Source organism: Bhargavaea sp. GQ12, assembly GCF_059758705.1.
The window spans coordinates 63,279-83,388 of the sequence record NZ_JCAXEU010000013.1 but is presented as its reverse complement, the minus strand read 5'-3'; the positions used below and the strand labels follow the sequence as shown (position 1 = coordinate 83,388).

Sequence of the window (20,110 nt, the reverse complement as noted above, 5' to 3'; positions counted from 1 at the left end):
CCCCTTGGCGACGGCGTTTTCATGTATGGATCCTACTCTTCAGTCACCGCTGCTTCCAACAGTGCTTGCCGAAGTGAACCATATGTCCGGATCCGGCTAAAGTCGATTCCCAAGTGGACGGAAGTTTGGGCAATCTCCGGACGAATACCGGTGACGGTGGAACGGATGCCGAGCAGGCTGAGAATCTGGGTCAGCTCGTACATCTGTTGGGCCACCATCGTGTCGATGACGGTGACCCCGGACAGGTCGATGAACAGGTGGATGATGTCCAGCTCCGAACACCGCTCCGGCACGGCCGTTTTAAGTACCATAGCCCGGTCAGTGTCGATGTCACCGATCACCGGGAGGATTCCCCGCTCCCTGTCAATTTTAATCACAGGTGTTCCAATTTCCTTAATCAATGCCTGCTGGGCCATCAGTCTCTCTTCTGTCATTTCGTGATAGGCCCTGGAAAATTCATGGAACAATTCATCGAAAGCCTCGTTCATCCCGCTTCCCCACCGAAGGACATCCGCACGAATGACCTCATCGTTATTCCCGCGGATAAACCGTTCGATATACGTCCAGTAGATGGTCCGGAACCTCATGACCGCATCGAACACTTCATGGATGGGCGTATTGCTTCGGATGCGGCTTTCCGCCACCAATTCCGCCCACTTCTTTTTCAGTACCTCGAAGTGGCCCGCCTGACCGGACAGTCGGGTGGCAATGGAACGGATCGTCAGCCGGTTCTGTTTGCGGAGTGTCTCGACCTCTTGATCATCGGCTGCGGCTGAGTAAACGGACCCAATTTTAAAATCCCGTTTTGACAGCCATTCGTCGGTCATGTTTTCCGCGTTTTCCAGCAGATAGTCATAGAGCCTATCGTTTACCGTCTTCATATCAGAACAGTCTCCCCCTTTTCCACTCGTATCCCCTTCCCGTTCCTTTCAGTTTACCATTTAATTCATTTGTTTTCAGAAAAGGTTGATAATCGTATTTTCCTCCCGAATATTGCAAAGCGGTGTCGGGTAGAGGTAAAGGAAACGAGAAAGAAGGGGTCTGATGGAACTTTTTCAAGTAGACGGAAAGATGGACGGAAAGAGATTGGCGGTGTCTATCGCCGTACCGGTTCTTGGCGGAGCAGCAGCGGGATGGCTGGCCAACCGGAATGCCCAGAAGAAATTCAAGCAGCTTGATAAACCCGGATTTGCCCCGCCGCCTGCCACTTTCCCCGTTGCCTGGAACATTCTTTACACGACAATGGGCATTGCCCGATATCGCGCAGGAATGCGCCGCACCAACAAAGGGATGGAGGATGACTTCCCCTCGTATAACCTCCAGCTTGGTCTGAACTTCCTCTGGTCTTTCCTTTTCTTCAAATGGAGGCTCCGCGGGACAGCACTGATTGAGATGACGATCCTTCTTGGCGCCATCGCCCTGTCAGCGCAGCAGTTTTACAAGGAAGACCGCACTGCCGGACTGCTCATGGTTCCTTACATGGGTTGGGTGCTGTATGCCCTCGCGCTGAATGCCTCCATCTGGGAAATGAATGATCTGGATTAAGAAAATCCGGCACGCTGCCTTACAGGGCGCGCGCCGGATTTTTCATTTTGATCGGTCACCCTTGCCGTTCAGCCATCAGGTTTGCAAAATCGGTTTTTGCGGCCACTTTCAGATCCTGGACCCTTTTGTCCCGCTGGGCGGATCGATCTGCAGTTAATTCTTCACGGACCGTTTTTTCTAGCCGGTCCTGAAGGTTTCTCGCATGTTCGATCTCTTCCTGGACTTCCGCCGCCCCGAAGCGTTCGGTTATAGTTGTATAACGCCCAAGCAGCTGATCGAGCGACGCCTGGTCCAATTCCTGAACAACCGCGACGATGGCGATATGCTCGTCCTTCATCCGCAGTGTCATGGACCAGAAAAGATTGGCATCAGGCATCATGTGAGGCGCGTTTTCTTCTATGCCTACCGAACCCCCGACCCCGACACTGAGCAGCGTACCGATCGGTCCTGCGATGACCCCTGTGATTCCTCCGATAACGCCGCCGATGATCGACTCGTCCGCTTCCGCTCCGGAACCGAAGGAACGGCGAAGGCTGATCATCCCCTGGTCTTTCTTGAAGATGCCCACCTGTGCGATCTGCGTTTCGCCGCCCGATTTCTGCATGTTTTCCAAATCAGCCAGTGCATCCAGCGCAGCCTGTTCTTCACTAAAATAACCTACAATGACATTTTCCAACGCGATAAACTCCTTTCACCTGTAAAATCCTTTTATCTTTCTTGGTATTCCCGCTTCACGGGAATTCAAGCCAATGGATTTAGCGTTGCAGATCCGTACACATCCGATGATGGTAACTCTCGGGAATCATCAAAGAATCACCAAAACACGAACATTCGAAACCAAAAATACTTTAAACCATGGTTTTCAAGTTGAAAACCCTTTCAAAAAAAATCACATTTAAAAAAATTATCTCCAAAGACGAATGATGGGTTGACATCCATTTCTGCCGTGTTATGATAGTCACAACTTAAGAAATCGTCCAACAATTTCGAAGGAGACATACGTCAGGGATACGGGATTCCCAGAGAGCCGGTGGTTGGTGCAAACCGGCAGTCCCTCCCCCGACGTTCCACTCCTGATGTTGGCGGGCTGAACCGAGTAAGCCCGTCCGGCCATGGCCGTTATCCATGTCAACGAAGGCCGCCGGATTCCGGCGGCGAATAAGGGTGGCACCGCGTGGCCAAAAGCCGTTCGCCCCTTGCAGACTGCAGGGGACGAATGGTTTTTTTATTTTGATTTGACCGAGGAGGAAACAGACATGCTGAAAGACCAACAGTATCTACGTATTCCAGGACCTACTCCGATACCGCCGAGTGTGCAGCGCTCCATGGCGCAGCCAATGGTCGGCCACCGCGCCAGCGAGACAGCCGAACTGATCCGCCGTATCCGTCCGGGCCTGAAAAAGGTGTTCGGAACAGAACAGGACGTGATGATTTTCGCCGGAAGCGGCACATCCGGCCTTGAAGCGGCGGTGGTCAACACGGTCCGCGAAGGTGATGAAGTCATCGTTGCCGTTACCGGGGCATTCGGCAGGCGGTTCGTCAAGATCCTCGATGCTTACGGGGTGACCGTCCATGAGATTGAAACGGAATGGGGACATTCGGTCAAACCTGAAGAGATCCGTGAAGCCCTGAAGAAGAATCCGGAATCCAAAGCGGTCTTCGCCACATTCTGCGAGACGTCAACGGGCGTCCTGAACCCGGTCGCCGAACTGGCACAGGCAGTGCGGGATGAATCAGATGCGCTGTTTATCGTCGACGGTGTTTCCTGCATCGGCGGCGTCGAATCGAAGATGGATCAATGGGGCATCGATATCCTCGTCACCGGCTCCCAGAAAGCAATGATGCTTCCCGGCGGTCTCATGTTCGCTGCATGCAGCGAGCGCGCCTGGAAAGTGATCGAAGCGAATCCCCGCCGCGGTTTTTACCTCGACTTCACGAAATACCGGGATAACCTGAAAAAGGATTCAACGCCGTTTACTCCGGCGACCTCCCTTCTGTACGGCCTGGAACAGACGATCCAACTGATCGAGGAAGAAGGCTTCGATCAGGTCATCGCACGCCATGGCCTGATGAAAGACATGACTCGCGCAGCATTCAAGGCACACGGCATCCCGCTGCTTGCGAGTGATGAAGATGCTTCTCCGACCGTTACCGCAGTCCGGCCTGATGACTTCGAAGCCGCTGCGCTGCGCAAAGTGCTCAAGGAAGACTTTAACCTGATTGTTGCAGGCGGCCAGGAGCACCTGAAAGACGCCATCTTCCGGATCGGACATATGGGCTATGCCTCGCCGGGCGATATCCTCCAGACACTTGCACTGATCGAAATCGGCATTCTCAAGTCCGGCAAAGACATTGAACTTGGCAAGGGAGTCGCCGCCGCACAGCAGATTTATCTAGGGAAAGGGGATCCTCAATAATGAACACAACGATCGAAAAGGAAAACGCAGTGAAAAACGCCGTCATCCTCATCAGCGACCCGCTCAGCGAAGAAGGGCTCCAGCCGCTTCGCGAGGCGGAAGGCGTCGAACTCAATATCCGGACCGGTATGACACCCGAGGAATTGCTCCATGCCGTAAAAGATGCCGATGCCCTACTCGTCCGCAGCCAGACTCAGGTTACCCGTGAAGTGATTGAAGCGGCGGATAACCTGAAGATCATCGGGCGTGCCGGTGTCGGCGTCGACAACATTGACCTTGAAGCAGCCACGGAGCGCGGGATCATCGTCGTGAATGCGCCGGACGGCAACACCAACTCCGCCGCCGAGCATACCGTTGCCATGATGACCGCCCTCGCCCGGAACATCCCCCAGGCCTTCATGTCGCTGAAGGAAGGAAAATGGGACCGGAAAAAGTTCGTCGGTGTCGAACTGAAGGAAAAGACCCTCGGCATCGTCGGCCTTGGCCGGATCGGGGCGGAAGTCGCCCGCCGTGCAAAAGGCCAGCGCATGACCGTTATCGCCTATGACCCATTTTTGACGGAAGAACGCGCGAAAGAAATGGGTATCGCCGCGGGCACACTTGACGAAGTTGTGGCTGCAGCCGACTTCATCACCGTCCACACGCCGCTCATGAAGGAGACCCGTCATATCATCAACGCGGAGCGATTTGCACAGATGAAAGATGGTGTGCGGATCATCAACTGCGCACGGGGTGGCATCATCGACGAGGATGCACTCTATGATGCGATTGAATCCGGCAAGGTCGCGGGAGCCGCGCTCGACGTTTTCGAGACCGAACCGTTTACCGGACACCGCCTGCTCGATCTGCCGCAGGTGATTGCCACCCCTCACCTTGGTGCAAGCACCGTCGAGGCGCAGGAAAGCGTCGCGATCGATGTCGGCCGGGACGTGGTCCGCTTCTTTGGAGGCAACCCGGTTCGCAACCCGGTCAACATGCCGTCCGTGTCGCGCGAAGTTCTTGCAAAAATCGGGCCGTTCTTTGACCTGGCCGAAGATCTGGGCGCCTTCATCTCGCATCTGGCCGACAAGCCTCTGACTGAAGTGAACATACGCTATGCCGGCGACCTGGCTGAATTCGACGTCCGCCCGCTAACGCGCAATGCGCTGAAGGGCCTCCTGAAACGGAACCTCGGCACCCATGTAAACGACGTCAACGCAAAGTTCCTCGCCGACTCGATCGGCATCGGGGTCACCGAACACAAGACGACCCAGGCTAAAGGCTTCCAGCACCTGATCACCGTCGAAATGAAGACCGGCGATGAAATCCACAGCGTGTCGGGAACCCTGCTCAACGGACTCGGGGAACGCATCGTCAAAGTCGATGACTATGTCGTCGACGTCGTGCCTGCAGGCCACCTGCTTCTGATCAAGCACCGCGACCAGCCGGGTGCGATCGGCCGCGTCGGCACCCTTCTTGCCCAAGAAAACATCAACATCGCCACCATGCAGGTCGGCCGGTCCGCGGCAGGCGGAGACGCGATCATGATGATCACTGTCGATAACGAAGTGAAGCCGGAAGAAGTCAACCGCCTTCTCCAAATCGAAGACATCCACGCGGTCCGGACGATTGACCTTTAATACAGAAATGTAAAGAAGGCTCCCGTCAACGGAAACTGTTGATAAAGTCCATAGAACAGCCGCCGCTCAGGTTTTTGAGCGGCGGCTGTTTTCATGATTTGCGAACTGACTTGGCCTGGCAACGGCAAATGATTGCGTAATCCGGCGTTCTTTCGGTTTCGTCATTCGGCCGCTTGGTTTCGTCATTCCGGCGCTCAGTTTCATCATTCGACGCCCAGATTTCGTCATTCGTCCTTTTCCGGGAAGCGAATGACGAGATTGGAAGGATGAATGAAGAGATTGAACACACGAATGCCGAAATGACTCTCTGCCCTAAACAATGAACGGGACCGGCTTCGGTCCCGTTCATTGTTTATCTGTTTGCATCGGTGATTACATCGGCCAGTTTGCCGAGGTGATCGATTTCGTAGGTCGGTTTCACTTCCGGATGCGGTGCGCTGCCTTCACGGTTCAGCCATACGGAGCGGATTCCGGCGCGGCTGGCTCCGAGAATATCGGTCATGAGGTTGTCGCCGACCATGAGCGCCTCTTCAGCCCGCGTATCCGTTTTTTCGAGAACATGATGGAAGATCGAAGCGTCCGGCTTTCCTCGTCCAAAGTCGCCCGAAATGACGATCAGGTCGAAGTACGGCGAGATTTCCGGCGTAATCGCAAGTTTCTCGTTCTGGAGGCTCGGCGCGCCATTTGTCAGAAGTACGAGACGATGCTCTTTTTTCAGCGCTTCCAGTACCTCGAACGATTCATCGAACACGAACGGGGCTTTGCGGCGTTCCGAAATAAACTTCGCGACCAATTCGTTCGCCAGCTCATAGTCCTCGACCCCTACTTTTTTAAGCCCTTTCGTCCAGGTATCTTTCTGGTATGTGCGGATGATGTCGCGCATGCGCCGGAAATCATCGCCCTCATCCTCGAAGGAACCCCATAGGCCCTCGAACGGATTGATGCCGATCATTTGCGTGAACTCATATGTATCGTACGAGGCATAGAGTTCGCGTGCGGCTTCGCGCACCTTTTCCTCCAACTGCTTCGGATTGACCTTGGCTCTTTCCCCGGCGAATTCGCAGGTGCGATCGAACGCCGTCTGGATGCTTTTCTTGTCCCACAGGATAGTATCGTCCAAGTCGAAAATAATCGTGCGGATCATGGGGATCGGCCTCCTCTCAACTACTTCCCATTATAACGGAATTCCGGGAAACCCGCCGGAAATATTAGAATGTTCCGTACGGCTTGACCGTCCCAATTCGGCGGGCGTTGGGCGATTTCGGGCGAAAGTACAGTAAAGTCACGCGAAAGTACACGTAAGTGGCACGAAAGTACACGTAAGTGGCACGAAAGTACACAATACAGCCTCGAAAGTACATCAAAGCTTCCCGAAAGTACACCAAGCCGCCCCGCCCCCCCTGCGGTGAATCCGGCCACTCCACCACTTTCGTCCCTTCATGCTAAGGATTCCACAATAAATGAACTCCTTCCCTCCGGGCTTTTGCCCCATTTTTATCCTTCTCATCATTTCCTCATGATTCTCTCAGTAGATTTTCCCTTCCGGTGGATAAAGTAGCGATAATACGAAAACAAACCGGGAGGAAATCAATATGAAAATAGTTATGGTGCCATCAGGATTCAAAGAATGCCTGGACGCGGAACAAGTGGCGGAAGCGATGGCGAGAGGTGCCGGCCGGCTCGGTAATAAGATCCAGGTGGAGATGCTGCCGATGATCGATGGCGGCGAAGGGTTCGCGAAGGCCATCACGAAACTGAAAGACGGGCAACTCATACACCTGGAGGTGACCGGGCCTGTCGGGGAGCCGGTGATGAGCCATTTCGGACTCTTCACCGAAAACGGTGTTCGGACTGCAGTCATTGAAATGGCAGCTGTGGCCGGGCTTTCCCTTGTTCCCCGTGATCTGAGAAATCCGTTGCATACGACAACCTACGGGGTCGGGGAATTGATCCGCTCCGCTTTGGATGCAGGAGCGGATCGCATTCTGATCGGATGCGGAGATTCCGGTACATCTGACGGAGGCGCCGGAATGGCACAGGCGCTCGGAGTACGTTTTATCGACAGCCTGGGACATCCGGTGCAAGTCACCGGCGGCGGCGAACTTCACCGCGCAGAACTGATCGATGTCTCCGGCCTCGATCCCCGCCTGAAGCACGTCACAATCGACGTGGCATGCAACCATAAAAACATCCTTTGCGGCGGCCGAGGTGTCGCCCGGGTGTTCGGTCCGCAAAAAGGCGCTACGCCCGATCAGGTCGAGCACCTGGCCGCGGCGCTCGAACACTATGCATCAATGATCATGGATGCACTCGGCACTGATGTTCGTTTCAAGCCGGGAAGCGGTGCTTCAGGCGGACTCGGTGCCGGCCTTGCTGCCTTCACCGGTGCACATCTGCATTCCCGCTTCGACATCATCCGTGATTATATTCGGATGGAAGACGTCATTGCCGGCGCGGACGTCGTCATCACCGCCGAAGGCAGTCTTGACTTCCAGACGCCCGACGGCAAGATTCCTGCAGAAGTCGCCCGGATCGCGAAACAGCATAACATCCCGGTTGTGGCGATTGCCGGTACGATCGGCAAGGGAGCAGACCAGAACTACCATGCAGGCATCGATGCTTATATGAGCATCATCCAAAAGCCGGCAACCCTGGAGAAATCGATCCGGAAAGCCCCAATGTGGATCGAGGATACGACCGAGTGTGTGCTCCGCCAGATATTCATCGGCCTTGCAATCGCGGAACGCACCCGGATCGAACCTGGGACGGCTGCCCTATGACAACCCGAGCGGAATTCCACGGCAGAACCAGGCCACGGGCTCTGCAGATTTTCGGTAAGATTCCGAAGCCGGTGCTCGCTGTGGCCGGGCTCCACTTCATTTATGCAGCGCTTCTTCTTCCTGCTGGCAGCCTCGGTTATGACGGCAAAATCGCACTTTTCGCCTTTTTGTCGGCGATGACCCTGTGGGCCGGCACCCGGCTTCCCGCCGGCTACGTGGCACTTGCCCTCATCCTGTTCATCATTCTGATGCGGGCAGCAGAACCAGAACTCCTTTACCGATCGATGGCCGAACCCGTCGTCTGGCTGATGATCGGCGCATTCGTCCTCGGTGAGGCCTTTGCGCGGTCCGGACTTGCAGGCCGGCTGACCGGACTTGCCCTCAGCCGCTTCAGCACAAAAGGAAGGCTCGTTGATGCGATTGCCGCACTGCTGTTCACGACAGCCTTCTTTATCCCGTCTACATCCGGCAGGGCCGCGCTGGCCAAACCCGTACTCCAACAGCTGGGAAGCAGATTTTCATCCCGCGAACAGCAGGTGCTCTCGGTTCTCGCCCCTGCCGTGATTCTCATGAGCACCTCGGCCACCATCCTCGGAGCAGGCTCCCACCTGATCGGAATCGGACTGCTCGAGACCACGGCCGGCCAGTCAATTTCATTTGTCCGCTGGCTTGTCTGGGGCATTCCGTTCGCCGTCGCGGCTACATGGATCACTGTGCTGGCCATCCGGCTGACGATGTGGCCGAAAGGGGAATCGGACACCGTTATCCGCGAAGATACTCCGGAATCAGCACCGACTCCTCAAGAAATGAGTATTCCGGAAAAAAGGACGCTCCTGCTTATTTCCCTGATGCTGATCGGCTGGATGACGGACAGCTTCCATGGCTACGGCATTGCGTTTGTGACAATGGCGGGAGCCGCTGTGGCGATGATGCCCCGGTTTGGCATCCTGTCTTTTAAAGACGGCATCCGTTCGGTTTCCTGGAACCTGATTCTTTTTGTTGCCGCGGCAACCGCGCTCGGAACGGCTCTGATCGACACCGGAGTCATCGATGTCGCCGAAGAGAAGCTTTCCGGCCTGCTTATGGCAGCCGGTGTGGCCCCGGAGTGGCTGCTGGTCCTCGTGCTCGCCGCAGTATCGGTGACGAGCCACCTTTACATCACCTCTCATACGACCCGGGCCGTCGTGCTGGTGCCGACGCTGATCCTGTTTGCACGCAGCATCGGCGCGGATCCGGCAGCGGCCGTGTTCCTGGGACTTGTGGGCATGAACTATTGCCTGACCATGCCAGTCAGCTCCAAAGCTTTGCTGTTGTTCTATGAGGAAGGGGATGCGTCATTCAGCGCCAAGGACCTGGCCAAGCTCAGCTGTCTTCTTGCACCAGCCTATATTGCGCTTATGGTCCTGTTCTACTTTACCTACTGGAACTGGACAGGGCTCAGATTATAAGTAAAAGAAGCATGCGTACCGAGTCCGGATGCATGCTTCTTTCCTGTCGGATGGATACCTTCAATTCAACTTTCCCGAATATATCATGGTGTTTTATTAATATGAATTTCAGAGAATTTCAATATTACCTGAGTTCTCTGCCGAACTATGCTACGATTAGCCACAGAACATAGACTGATTTTCAGGAGGGATGCCTCATCAACAAAATGGACCAGGAAACCCAGATCACTCTCCTTGAAGCGATGCTGGACGGCAGCCGGACTGCCGCACTTTTTACCGATCCATCACAGGAAGATCATCCGGTCATCTACGCCAACCAAACATTCGAGACACTGACCGGATATACCCCTGAAGAAACGATCGGCCACAACTGCCGATTCCTTCAGGGAGCAGATACCGACCCGAAAGATGTAAAAAAAATGCGGGATGCGATCAGCCGGGAATCATCCGTAACCGTCACTTTGAAAAACTATAAAAAAGACGGCACCCCCTTCTGGAACCGTGTCAATATCGAACCGGTCAGGGCGGGAGGCCGCTTGTTTTTCATCGGTACCCAAACAGATGTCACCGTCGAAGTGAATCAGCGAAAATGTCTGGAAGCAAAAGAGCGTGAAATTGAACGTCTGTCGCTTCCGGTTCTTGAAATTGATGACGGCATCGCTGCCATTTCCCTGAACGGGGAAATGGATATCGAGCGCTATCGCCGTCTGACGGTCAAAATCAGCGAATACGTGCAGCAAAACCAATCCCACACGGTAATCATCGATATCTCGGGCCTGTACTGGGACGAGGCTACACCTGTGTTTAACTTGCTCCACATCCAGGACGTCCTGAGACTGATGGGGTGCCGGCTGCTCGTCACCGGCATTACGCCCAAAGCGGCGCGGGACATTGCTGCGGAAGCGGCTTCGGAGCACACGCTCATTGCTTTCTCCTCATTTAAACAGGCTGTCCAAACTGCTAAAGCCTCCAGTCCCATCAACTGATACGAATTCACACAAAAGCCCCTTCCCGGCAGACTATTGTCCGCAGGAAGGGGCTGATTTTAATTATTGATTGACCGCTTGTTTTTCACGGACTGTTTTCAGAGCGCCTGCCCAAGCATTCACTTCGTCAAGCATCGCTGTAACGTTTGTGAGATGCAGTTCAGCCGGCTTGAACTCGGAGAAGTTTTCGAAGTCTGTGAAGAGCGAAAGCGTTGGGTGCGTACGGACGTCAGCGACTTTCAGTTCGCCGAGGATGCCGCGGAGGTGTTCCGCTGCACGCGCGCCGCCAGTTGAACCGTAGCTCACGATTCCTGCAGCTTTGTCGTACCAAGCTTCGCGTGCGAAGTCGATTGCGTTTTTCAGAGCGCCGCTGATGCTGTGGTTGTATTCCTGAACGACGAAGACGAAGCCGTCGAGGCTTGCAAGCTTTTCGTTCCATTGCGCGATTCCTGGTTCCGAACCGTCAGTTGTGCCGAGGAACGGAAGCTGGAAGTCAGCGATGTCCACGATTTCGTAGTTAGCGTCGCCGCGGCCGTCCGCGATTCCTTTGACCCATTGACCGACCTGCGGGCTTACGCGGCCTTCACGTGTCGATCCGAGAATGATACCGATGTTGAGTTTTTCTGCCATGATGTTTGGCCTCCTTGTTGTGGTTACTTTACGTTACTAACTATACATTGGTTTCATCTCGGAATCAAGACTTTTTACCTCGAATTCCATCTTTCTCTTCGATATTTAATTATTTTGACAAACCAATCGAGTTTGATAGGATGAAATCAACTTAGTTTTGGAGGCGAATGCCATGTCAGAAGAACTGATTGCCCGTTATGCAAGCGTCCCGACTACAGCGGTTTCGGATGCAACCGGCGGGCTGAACAATATGGACTCTATGATCAAGCCGCTCCAGGAGGAATACCGGATTGCGGGACGCGCCGTCACGGTGAAGCTGCCCGGAGGCGACAACCCTGCTATGCTAAGGGCGATGCGGACGGCAAGCCCCGGTGATGTGCTTGTAGTGGATGCTAAAGGGGACCTGACGAAGGCTGTGGCAGGGGATTTTGTCGTCGGGATGATGCAGACACTTGGCCTTGCGGGACTTGTCGTCGACGGTGCCATCCGCGATGTCCGTGATATCAAGGCGCTTGGCTTCCCCGTTTTTGTACGCGGAACGACCATTGCGGCAAGCAGCAAGACAGGTGCCGGTGAAGTGAATGTTCCGATTTCATGCGGCGGCGTGACCGTCCGTCCCGGAGACCTTATCATCGGTGACGCGGACGGTGTGACCGTCGTTCCGCGTGAACAGGAACAGGAGGTTTTGCAGAAAGCCCTCTCCAAATTGGAAAAAGACGAGGCACGCGAACGGGAAGTCGCAGGCGATATCGATGCGGTCCGCCGCTACCTCGACAAAGTGTCCTCCAAATAAAGCAGCTGTGCGGCATGAATGCCGCACAGCTATTATTTTACTCCGAACACATCTTTATATGCAGCCTCGTCTTCATCACCAAAAACGTTGAAAACGATTTTGGTGAACCGATCCGGATGGTCGTCGAGCCATCCATTCACCGTCTCCACTGCCACATTCGCGGCTTCTTTTTTCGGGTAGCCGAATTCGCCTGTTGAAATCGCGCAGAAAGTGATTGTCTTGATCTCCTCCACTTCGGCAGCTGCCTCCAGGCAGGATACATAGCAGGAAGCAAGCCGGTTCCTTTCTTCCCCAGTCGGTGTCCTGCCGCCATCAATAATCGGCCCGACTGTATGAAGGACAAATTTCGAAGGCAGATTATAACCCCGCGTCACTTTGGCACTTCCTGTTTGCTCCGGTTGCCGCTGCATTGCCAATATGGTATTGCAATCCTCCCGCAGTTCCGGCCCTGCCGCGGAATGAATCGCGTTATCGATGCATTCATGGAGCGGTTGCCAGCATCCCAAAAGCTGCTCATTCGCCGCGTTGACGATAGCATCGGTGCCGATACGTGTAATATCTCCCCGCCACAGCGCCATCTGTCCGGCATGTGAGACAGGTGTCCCCGGGAATTGTTCCGCCGCTGTCCCCAGCGCCGTTTCCGCGACCACGCCCTTTTCCCTCAGCTCCAGTTGCAGCAAAGCGTCGAGACTGTTCAGGAAGTCCGGCTCCATCGGATACGGAGGACGGATGTTCAGAAGCCCACGGAGAAGCTTCCGTTTCTCATCGTAGGATTCCGGAATTTCTGCCCCTTCCGGCATTTCGGGCTCACCAAGCAGTGTATCGATCAGGCCTTCCGTGACTCTGACGCGCTCCAGCGGGTTGAGCGGATCGATCGGGATGATCCGTTCATTCAGGTGGATGGCCGGGCCGTACTCTTCTATAGCCAGTTGTCCCATTTGATCAGCTCTCTTCCGTAACTATGGTTCTTTCTCTTCTCCTCTTCACTTCCAGACCCGTCCGGCTTTTTCCTGCCATCGTGCAGCATAAATCTTCACGGAACGACGACAAGGTGCAGGATCAGACAACAAAATACGCCCGACCCGGAAAATCCGGATCGGGCGCTTCTTCGTGTTCTTTTAAGTAAAGTCACGTGGAATTTCTGCTTCCCACGTTTTGTCGAATACTTCCTTGTCACCTTCATAGGCAGTCAGGCGGTTCGTCAGGTAGTAGTTTTTCTCGTCAGCGGTCATAACGCTTTTCGTAACCAGATGGGTCTGCCAGTCTCCCCGGCCGACATCCAGCGTCCAGTCGCATTCGACCCTGGCGCTAAGCGGGTCTCCGCCTCTGATCGTATAAACGTTACGGTTCGTGCTACCGTATTCCAGTCCGTTGACATGCAGGCGGCGGGCACCTTCATCGGAGAAGTCATCCAGCGTCCAGATGTCCGTGACCACATCATGCTTGATCTCGCGTGTCCGACCGGCCTCCCGGAGGATGTCTTTCGTCAGGACAGGAGCGGTTTCGGCAGGCGCGAATGGCTTCAGCTCCGCGTCGATCTCCTTTTCTCCGCGAATCGGCAAAGATAGGTATGTGTTCTCGGAAGGATAGACGGTGAGTGTCGCTTCTTCCGGCACCGGCCATGCATGCGGCCAGTAGTTCGGTGAAATGGCAAGCTGCCACTGATGCCCTTCTGCCAGTGTATAGCCGATCACATCCATCTTCACGTCAACCGTATATGTCTTGCCCGGCTCGAGCGCTTCAGGGAATTCATCGCTGTCACGATGGGACAGGTTCAGCATCCCCCAAGTCACCCGGGTGGAAGAACCGTCCGGTGCGACATCATTCAGGCGGACCGCAATCAATGCATGCGTTTTGTCGGAAGACAGTTCCACGCTGAAAGTCGGGTGCCCAAGAATCGGCGTGTCATGTTCGACCGGTTCCGATTCAAAGACGACGGCATATCCGTTTTCATTCCGCTGGTCTGCCGGCAGATCTCCAGGCTGGCCGAACGGACAGTAGACACCCGCGTGCAGCCCGTGCTGCTGGACGCTTCCGACCTGGATGGCATCGCCGCCCGCAGGCTTTGCTGCGAGCTTGTTTTCACCCAGGTAAAGGCGCTGGTCCTTGATCGCTGCCGGCGGCCATTGTTTTTCTGCGACCCAGTGACCCGGACGGTAGTCGTAGCTTGTCTGAGGCGGCACACTGTCCTGAAGGTAAGCCCTGAGCATCGGCTCTTCCATGATGCCCGTGTCCTCCCCCTTCAGCCACTGATTCCACCAGCGCAGGCATTCCTGCAGGAAACCGATCTGAGGGCCGGGCACCGCCATTTCCGGATACTCATGCGCCCATGGCCCGATGAGGCCCTTGCGCGGGACGTCCAGATTTTCCAGCATTCTCGGGATGGCATTCGGGTAGCCGTCCGCCCATCCGCCGACTGCAAAGACAGGGATTTCAATTGCCTTATAGTCCTCATTGACTGAGCCGTGCTTCCAGTAGGCGTCGCGGCGCTGGTGACGGACCCATTCCACGACGTAAGGAGGTGTGTTTTCCATTCGGTTCAGCCACATTTCCCGCCATGCGTCGCCGACCACTTCCGGATCCGCGGGACGCGCGTTGTAGGCGAACATCGTCGAAGACCACCAGAGCATATCTGATGCAAGCATGGCGCCTCCCTTGTAATGGACATCGTCCGCGTAACGGTCGTCGGTCGAGCAGAGTGTGATGATCGTCTTTAGCTGTTTTGGCCGGCGCGCTGCGACCTGCAGCCCGTTAAAGCCGCCCCATGACTTGCCGATCATGCCGACACTTCCCGTCGACCACGGCTGCTGTTCGATCCATTCCAGGACTTCCAGTGCGTCATCCTGCTCCTGCTTCAGATATTCGTCATACAGGATGCCGTCCGAATCTCCGGTCCCGCGGATGTCGACCCGGATGCTCGCGTATCCGTGTCCGGCAAAATACGGGTGCCGGAGTGAGTCGCGCAGTGCCGTAAATTCGTTTTTCCTGTACGGCAGATATTCAAGAATTGCCGGAACCGGATTTTCCTTTGCGTCTTCCGGAAGCCAGATCTTGGCGGACAGCTTTGTTCCGTCCGACATGGGAATCCAGATGTTGTTCAGTTCTTTCACTTTATGCGGAAAATCATCCCGAACAGATCGGTTTGTTTCTCGTACGTTAAATACCAACGGTTATTCCTCCTTGGAAGCCTGAGTGATTACAAACCCTGATTTTTTTGGGAAGTCCTTCTTGAGCCATCTGATCAACGAAACAATCAGCAGAAGGTAGAACAGGAAGATCGGGATCGACACGATGACGGCCGATGTCTGGACAACCCTGAGGCCGCCGACAAGAAGAAGAGAAATTCCCATTACCGCAAGCACGCCGCCCCAGATCATCCGGTGCCAGCGGGCCGGTTCCTGCCCAGGTCGCATCTCTTTCGTTGCGATGGCAGCAAGGACATACGTTGCCGAGTCCAATGATGTCGACAGGAAAATCACGGCGAGGACGATAAAGAACGGCAGGACGATGGCACTAAGCGGCAATGAACTCAGAATCTCTACAACCGCCGCGTCGCCGCCCTTGTCTGCAAGAATTTCGGTCAGGTTCACCTTGCCGGTCAATTCGGCATTCATCGAGTAGCCGCCAAACACCATAAAGTAAATCCAGGCTCCGACCGACCCCCAAAGGAGCATGTGCATGATCAGTTGGCGGATGGTCCGGCCTCTGGATATCCGCGCAACAAACAGCCCCATGAACGGCGCCGTAGCCGCAAACCAGGCCCAGTAAAAGACTGTCCACGCCTGCGGGAATCCGCCCTGCGCGATCGGGTCCGTGTAAAAGCTCATCATGGCGAAGTTCTGGATCATCATGCCGAAGCTGTTCGTGAAGTAAGTCAGGATGAACAGCGTGGGACCGGCAATGAGCACGAAAATCGCCAGTGCCAGTGCCAAATAGACGTTCAGGTCACTCAGCCGGCGAATCCCCTTGTGAAGACCGACATACGCACTTGCCGAGTAAACAACCGTGATCAGAATGACCAGGATGGCATCCAGCATCAGTGACGGCTCAAGCCCGAATACACGGGCGACAACCTGCGAGACCATCGGCACGCCTAGGCCCAGCGTCGTTCCCAGTCCTCCGATCAGGCTCCAGATCACGAGAATATCGATCACCTTGCCCAGCCAACCGTCTGCGTATTTTCCTAGCGCGCCGCGCAGCGCCACACTCATCTTGAGGGAAGGCTGTTTCCTGATGAAATAGGAATAGGCAATGACAACTGTCGGGAATGCGTACAAGGACCATGCGGAAATTCCCCAATGGAAGAGCGCGTATGTCAGCGACCACTCCGCTGCCGCCTGGCTGCCGGGTTCAATTCCGAATGGGGGTCCCGAGTAGTAGTAGAGCGGCTCTACCATGGACCAATACATGATACTTGTCCCCATCCCCGCCGTGAACAGCATCGTGCCCCAGCTGAATGTCGAGAATTCCGGCTTTCCTTCACCCAGCCGAATCTTGCCGAAACGGCTGAATGCCAGCCAGATTAATAATACAAACAGGCCGATCGTTAGAAACTGCCAAGCCCAATCCATTTTAAATGTGATGCCGGTCATGATCTGATCAAGTACCGGTTCTGCGCTTTCGCGGAAGATCACCAGAGACACCGTGGCCAACAGGACCACAATAATCGCAAACCAGAAGATAAAGGAATCTATCCGTGCATTCTGCACCCAATCACCTCTCAAATGTTTTTAGGTATCCAATTGCCGATATGCATGTGAAGTCACACTTGCAATCAGAAAGAATTACAATCATGATATATAAAGTAATCATGATTATTTTTATAACATTGATTATGCTAACATATGATAAAGTAGTTTGCAAAAGCGCTTTCTATATTTATCTGAAGACGGAGGTGCCTGTCCGGTATGACAAACAAGCAACTGCAGAAGAGCCGGATGTGGAAGTATTTCATTGAAGCGACAGTGGAAATCATCCATGAAGAAGGAATCGACAAAGTGACGATCCGCAAAGTGGCGGACCGCGCCGGTTATAATAGTGCCACTCTCTATAACTATTTCAGCGAACTGTCCCATCTGAAGTTCTTCGCAGCGATGCGGCTTTTGGGCGGTTATATCGACGAAGTGACCGCCCGGATGGAAGACGGTGAAACGCCCCTCGACAAGTATGTCATTGCCTGGGAAAGCTTTATCCGCCATTCGTTCAGGTCGCCCAAACTTTTCAATGCGGTCTTTATCATGGACCTCGGTGACCAGCCGGAAAAACTCATGCAGCGTTATTATGAGGTTTACCCGGCAGAACTGGTCAATGTCCCAGACGAACTCCAGCCCACCCTGTTTGAACGGAGCGTAATGAAACGGGGGAAATCCATGCTTCAGATGGCCGCCGAGGAAGGCCAGATTCAGATTGAACAGATGAATCCGGTCAATGAAAAGACGAACCTCATCTGGCAGGGCATGATGACGAACATCCTCAATAACCGTCTTGACTACGATATTGGGGAAGCGGAAGAGAATACGATGAAATATGTTCGCGAAGTCATCGAGGACGCCCGCTTATAATTGAGCGTTAATACGCCCGACCCGGCATTTGCCGGATCGGGCGTGTTTGTCTTTTTATCAGGTACGGTCCCAGAAACGCTTCATCGCAAGTGCTTCGATGTACTGGTCCGCGAATTCCGGATTGTTTTCCGCCATGACGACGCCGTCCAGGTTATTGGCTTCGGTGCTCATGGCATACTGGGCGGCACCTGCCCCGACGGCAATCGGCTTCATGAACATGTAGTGCATCTTAAAGAAGTCCATCGCGCCCTGGTCGAATTTGAGCTGATTCATCTTCGCCTTGCCGCCGACCAGGTAGACCGAATCATACAGAGTCGGGTGGACCGTCAGGAAACTATTGGTCGGCGTAAGCTCCATACCGTTATTTCCTGTTACCGGAGCCAGTGTCTCGGAAATAATGTCGATTACCGCTCCGACGCCTTTCAGCGCAGCAAGTGCTTTGTCGACTTCCTGCTCGTCGAATCCGTCACCGATGACGACCGCGACCCTGGAAGTCATCGCCGAATGCGGCGAATTCAGCTGGCTCAGGGAAGGAAAGCTTTTTTCATAGTCGACATGCTTGGTTTTCGGCGGTGTCGCGCCGACGTTTTGCGCGAGCATCGTCGCCATTTCAGTATCGACGTTCGCGAACATCTCCACCGTCTTCTGACGGAGTTCCTTGTTTTTCACGCCGCCGACATGGAAGCTGAACGACTCGATCAGGTCCTGCTTCTCCGGCATCGATAGGCTGTTCCAGAACATGCGCGGCTGAGAGTAGTAATCTTGGAACGAATCACTCGGATGCTCCCTCGTCACATGGCCTTCCACCTTCTCCGGATAATTCTCGTAACCTTCCGGGGCTGGAGTTTCATGAGGCGTGTTGTCCGCCTGCATGTTGTTGTGGAAGTGCACATTGTCCTGCTCGATCGGATACTTCAGGTAGCTGTCACGCAGGTTGTGGTTCACGTCGGAAATCGGCCGGTTGATCGGCAGTTCTTCATAGTTCGCGGAGTGATGGCGATGGAGTTCCGTATCACGGTAGGCGAACGAACGGCCCTGCAGCACCGGATCATTGGTAAACTCGATGCCCGGGACGAGGTTTGCCGGGTTGAAAGCGGACTGTTCCGTTTCGGCGAAGAAGTTGTCCTGGAGGCGGTTCAGCACCATCTTGCCGACCACCTTCGGCGGCACTTCCTCCTCCGGCCACAGCTTGGTGTCGTCGAGGATATCAAAGTCGAACTTGAACTCGTCCTCCTCTTCAATCAGCTGGACACACAGGTCGTACTCCGGATATGCACCGCTCTCGATCGCTTCGATGATGTCACGGCGGTGGAAGTCCGGATCGACACCGCCGATCATGTTCCCTTCATCCAAGGTGATCGAATGGACGCCGAGCTTCGGCTTCCAGATAAATCGGACGAACGTGGACTTGCCTTTTTCATTAACGAGACGGAACGTATTAACCGGGAAACCTTCCATCATGCGCCAGCTGCGCGGACGGCCGCGCATCGACATGAGCCACATGACCATATGCGCCGATTCCGGGTTGCTTGTGACATAGTCCCAGAAGTTGTCGTGTGCGGTGGTCGCCTGCGGCATGTGCTGCCGTGGTTCCGGCTTTGCCGCATGGGTCACATCCATGAACTTCATCGCGTCGGCCAGGATAAACACCGGGAACTGTAGCGCCAGCATGTCATAATTGCCTTCCTCGGTGTAGAACTTTGTGGCGAATCCGCGAATGTCGACTGCCGTGTCCTTAGATCCCTTATTCCCCTGGAAGTTGGAGAAGCGGACGAATACCGGTGTTTTCGTGCCGGGTTCAAGGAATTTCGCCATCGTGTATTCCTTTATCGACTCCGTCGCCGTGAATTCACCGTGGACACCGTAGCCGCGGGCGTGGACGACTTTCTCCGGAATCCGTTCACGGTTAAAGTGCGACTGCTTTTTGTAGAAGTGGAAATCCTGCATGAGGAGCGGACCGCGCTTGCCGGCGCGAAGCGTCTTCTGGTCATTGGCGACTTTGTTGCCGTTGATGTCGGTCATCGGTTTGCCGGTGTTCTCACGGCGGAACTGTTCCAGCTGCTCGTGTTTCTTGTTTGTCGTGCCTTCGTGTTTGTGATCCATGCTTCCACCCTTTTCCTCATTATTTTGCAAGGCTTCCCGGTTTTGGCCAGGTTCTCTCTGAACCCGTAATCACTGCCGGATTCAAGAAACCTGCAGCCACGTCTCCCATTTCGCCTTAATCCGTACACTTCTTCCCCTGCCTTGCTTCTATCAAACCAGTAATAATGGGAATGTTGGCAGATTCATGGTTGGTCATGATTCTCCTCAAACCAAAAAAGCCACCATCCT

General features: G+C 54.5%; 16 protein-coding genes. 8 read left to right on the top strand and 8 right to left on the bottom strand.

From position 1 onward, the window contains the following. Positions 1 to 32 precede the first annotated feature (32 nt). On the bottom strand, positions 33 to 881 hold the full coding sequence (locus AC6CHQ_RS12130) for an STAS domain-containing protein (RefSeq protein ID WP_092054845.1): 849 nt from the start codon (positions 879 to 881) through the stop codon (positions 33 to 35). 163 nt (positions 882 to 1,044) lie between these two features. Here AC6CHQ_RS12130 and AC6CHQ_RS12125 point away from each other — a divergent pair, with 163 nt between their 5' ends. Beyond that, the gene (locus AC6CHQ_RS12125; RefSeq protein ID WP_092054848.1) at positions 1,045 to 1,545 is read left to right on the top strand and encodes a TspO/MBR family protein; all 501 of its coding nucleotides are present in this window, start codon (positions 1,045 to 1,047) and stop codon (positions 1,543 to 1,545) included. Positions 1,546 to 1,600: 55 nt separating this feature from the next. Here the strand turns inward: AC6CHQ_RS12125 and AC6CHQ_RS12120 are convergent, their stop codons facing one another. Beyond that, positions 1,601 to 2,221, bottom strand: a complete 621-nt coding sequence (locus tag AC6CHQ_RS12120) for a hypothetical protein (RefSeq protein ID WP_251239634.1) — start codon at positions 2,219 to 2,221, stop codon at positions 1,601 to 1,603. A 580-nt stretch (positions 2,222 to 2,801) separates the two neighbouring features. On the opposite strand from AC6CHQ_RS12120, the gene AC6CHQ_RS12115 reads away from it, so the two are divergent. Both AC6CHQ_RS12115 and serA read left to right on the top strand, forming a co-directional pair. Further along, complete coding sequence (locus AC6CHQ_RS12115; RefSeq protein ID WP_092054854.1) at positions 2,802 to 3,962, top strand: pyridoxal-phosphate-dependent aminotransferase family protein; 1,161 nt, start codon at positions 2,802 to 2,804, stop codon at positions 3,960 to 3,962. Beyond that, a complete protein-coding gene (gene serA / locus AC6CHQ_RS12110; RefSeq protein WP_251239635.1) occupies positions 3,962 to 5,581 on the top strand; it encodes a phosphoglycerate dehydrogenase in 1,620 nt (539 codons plus the stop codon). Before AC6CHQ_RS12115 ends, serA begins: the two co-directional genes overlap by 1 nt. A gap of 352 nt (positions 5,582 to 5,933) precedes the next feature. On the opposite strand, the gene AC6CHQ_RS12105 is transcribed toward serA, so the two are convergent. Continuing rightward, positions 5,934 to 6,725, bottom strand: coding sequence for an HAD family hydrolase (locus AC6CHQ_RS12105; RefSeq protein ID WP_251239636.1), 792 nt, complete (start codon positions 6,723 to 6,725; stop codon positions 5,934 to 5,936). Between the two features lie 448 nt (positions 6,726 to 7,173). Between AC6CHQ_RS12105 and AC6CHQ_RS12100 the strand changes: the two genes are divergently transcribed. The 3 genes from AC6CHQ_RS12100 to ytvA all read left to right on the top strand — a co-directional run bounded on the left by AC6CHQ_RS12100 (position 7,174) and on the right by ytvA (position 10,795). After that, entirely contained in the window at positions 7,174 to 8,361 is a 1,188-nt protein-coding gene (locus tag AC6CHQ_RS12100; RefSeq protein ID WP_251239637.1) for a glycerate kinase family protein, read from the top strand. Continuing rightward, positions 8,358 to 9,809 (top strand): SLC13 family permease, encoded by a 1,452-nt coding sequence (locus tag AC6CHQ_RS12095; protein WP_251239638.1) that lies wholly within the window; start codon positions 8,358 to 8,360, stop codon positions 9,807 to 9,809. Before AC6CHQ_RS12100 ends, AC6CHQ_RS12095 begins: the two co-directional genes overlap by 4 nt. Positions 9,810 to 10,015: 206 nt before the next feature. Continuing rightward, the gene (ytvA, locus tag AC6CHQ_RS12090) at positions 10,016 to 10,795 is read left to right on the top strand and encodes a YtvA family blue-light photoreceptor (RefSeq protein ID WP_251239639.1); all 780 of its coding nucleotides are present in this window, start codon (positions 10,016 to 10,018) and stop codon (positions 10,793 to 10,795) included. A gap of 63 nt (positions 10,796 to 10,858) precedes the next feature. On the opposite strand, the gene AC6CHQ_RS12085 is transcribed toward ytvA, so the two are convergent. Further along, positions 10,859 to 11,425, bottom strand: coding sequence for an NADPH-dependent FMN reductase (locus AC6CHQ_RS12085; protein ID WP_251239640.1), 567 nt, complete (start codon positions 11,423 to 11,425; stop codon positions 10,859 to 10,861). A 172-nt stretch (positions 11,426 to 11,597) separates the two neighbouring features. On the opposite strand from AC6CHQ_RS12085, the gene AC6CHQ_RS12080 reads away from it, so the two are divergent. Then, a complete protein-coding gene (locus AC6CHQ_RS12080; protein WP_251239641.1) occupies positions 11,598 to 12,218 on the top strand; it encodes an RraA family protein in 621 nt (206 codons plus the stop codon). A 32-nt stretch (positions 12,219 to 12,250) separates the two neighbouring features. Here AC6CHQ_RS12080 and AC6CHQ_RS12075 read toward each other — a convergent pair whose 3' ends face one another. From AC6CHQ_RS12075 to AC6CHQ_RS12065, 3 genes are all read right to left on the bottom strand, one after another. Continuing rightward, positions 12,251 to 13,156: a protein-ADP-ribose hydrolase gene (locus AC6CHQ_RS12075; protein WP_092054881.1), complete on the bottom strand. Its 906-nt coding sequence runs from the start codon at positions 13,154 to 13,156 to the stop codon at positions 12,251 to 12,253. Between the two features lie 180 nt (positions 13,157 to 13,336). After that, positions 13,337 to 15,385 (bottom strand): CocE/NonD family hydrolase, encoded by a 2,049-nt coding sequence (locus AC6CHQ_RS12070; protein ID WP_498081638.1) that lies wholly within the window; start codon positions 15,383 to 15,385, stop codon positions 13,337 to 13,339. Positions 15,386 to 15,388: 3 nt separating this feature from the next. Next, on the bottom strand, positions 15,389 to 16,927 hold the full coding sequence (locus AC6CHQ_RS12065; protein ID WP_498081637.1) for a BCCT family transporter: 1,539 nt from the start codon (positions 16,925 to 16,927) through the stop codon (positions 15,389 to 15,391). A gap of 198 nt (positions 16,928 to 17,125) precedes the next feature. On the opposite strand from AC6CHQ_RS12065, the gene AC6CHQ_RS12060 reads away from it, so the two are divergent. Next, complete coding sequence (locus AC6CHQ_RS12060; RefSeq protein ID WP_498081636.1) at positions 17,126 to 17,779, top strand: TetR/AcrR family transcriptional regulator; 654 nt, start codon at positions 17,126 to 17,128, stop codon at positions 17,777 to 17,779. A 57-nt stretch (positions 17,780 to 17,836) separates the two neighbouring features. On the opposite strand, the gene AC6CHQ_RS12055 is transcribed toward AC6CHQ_RS12060, so the two are convergent. Continuing rightward, positions 17,837 to 19,882 (bottom strand): catalase, encoded by a 2,046-nt coding sequence (locus AC6CHQ_RS12055; RefSeq protein ID WP_498081635.1) that lies wholly within the window; start codon positions 19,880 to 19,882, stop codon positions 17,837 to 17,839. Positions 19,883 to 20,110: the final 228 nt, after the last annotated feature.

Coding starts and splice junctions, on each gene's coding strand:
- AC6CHQ_RS12130 (WP_092054845.1), bottom strand. CDS start 881: ATGAAGACGGTAAACGATAGGCTCTATGACTATCTGCTGGAAAACGCG.
- AC6CHQ_RS12125 (WP_092054848.1), top strand. CDS start 1,045: ATGGAACTTTTTCAAGTAGACGGAAAGATGGACGGAAAGAGATTGGCG.
- AC6CHQ_RS12115 (WP_092054854.1), top strand. CDS start 2,802: ATGCTGAAAGACCAACAGTATCTACGTATTCCAGGACCTACTCCGATA.
- serA (WP_251239635.1), top strand. CDS start 3,962: ATGAACACAACGATCGAAAAGGAAAACGCAGTGAAAAACGCCGTCATC.
- AC6CHQ_RS12105 (WP_251239636.1), bottom strand. CDS start 6,725: ATGATCCGCACGATTATTTTCGACTTGGACGATACTATCCTGTGGGAC.
- AC6CHQ_RS12100 (WP_251239637.1), top strand. CDS start 7,174: ATGAAAATAGTTATGGTGCCATCAGGATTCAAAGAATGCCTGGACGCG.
- AC6CHQ_RS12095 (WP_251239638.1), top strand. CDS start 8,358: ATGACAACCCGAGCGGAATTCCACGGCAGAACCAGGCCACGGGCTCTG.
- ytvA (WP_251239639.1), top strand. CDS start 10,016: ATGGACCAGGAAACCCAGATCACTCTCCTTGAAGCGATGCTGGACGGC.
- AC6CHQ_RS12085 (WP_251239640.1), bottom strand. CDS start 11,425: ATGGCAGAAAAACTCAACATCGGTATCATTCTCGGATCGACACGTGAA.
- AC6CHQ_RS12080 (WP_251239641.1), top strand. CDS start 11,598: ATGTCAGAAGAACTGATTGCCCGTTATGCAAGCGTCCCGACTACAGCG.
- AC6CHQ_RS12075 (WP_092054881.1), bottom strand. CDS start 13,156: ATGGGACAACTGGCTATAGAAGAGTACGGCCCGGCCATCCACCTGAAT.
- AC6CHQ_RS12060 (WP_498081636.1), top strand. CDS start 17,126: ATGACAAACAAGCAACTGCAGAAGAGCCGGATGTGGAAGTATTTCATT.
- AC6CHQ_RS12055 (WP_498081635.1), bottom strand. CDS start 19,882: ATGGATCACAAACACGAAGGCACGACAAACAAGAAACACGAGCAGCTG.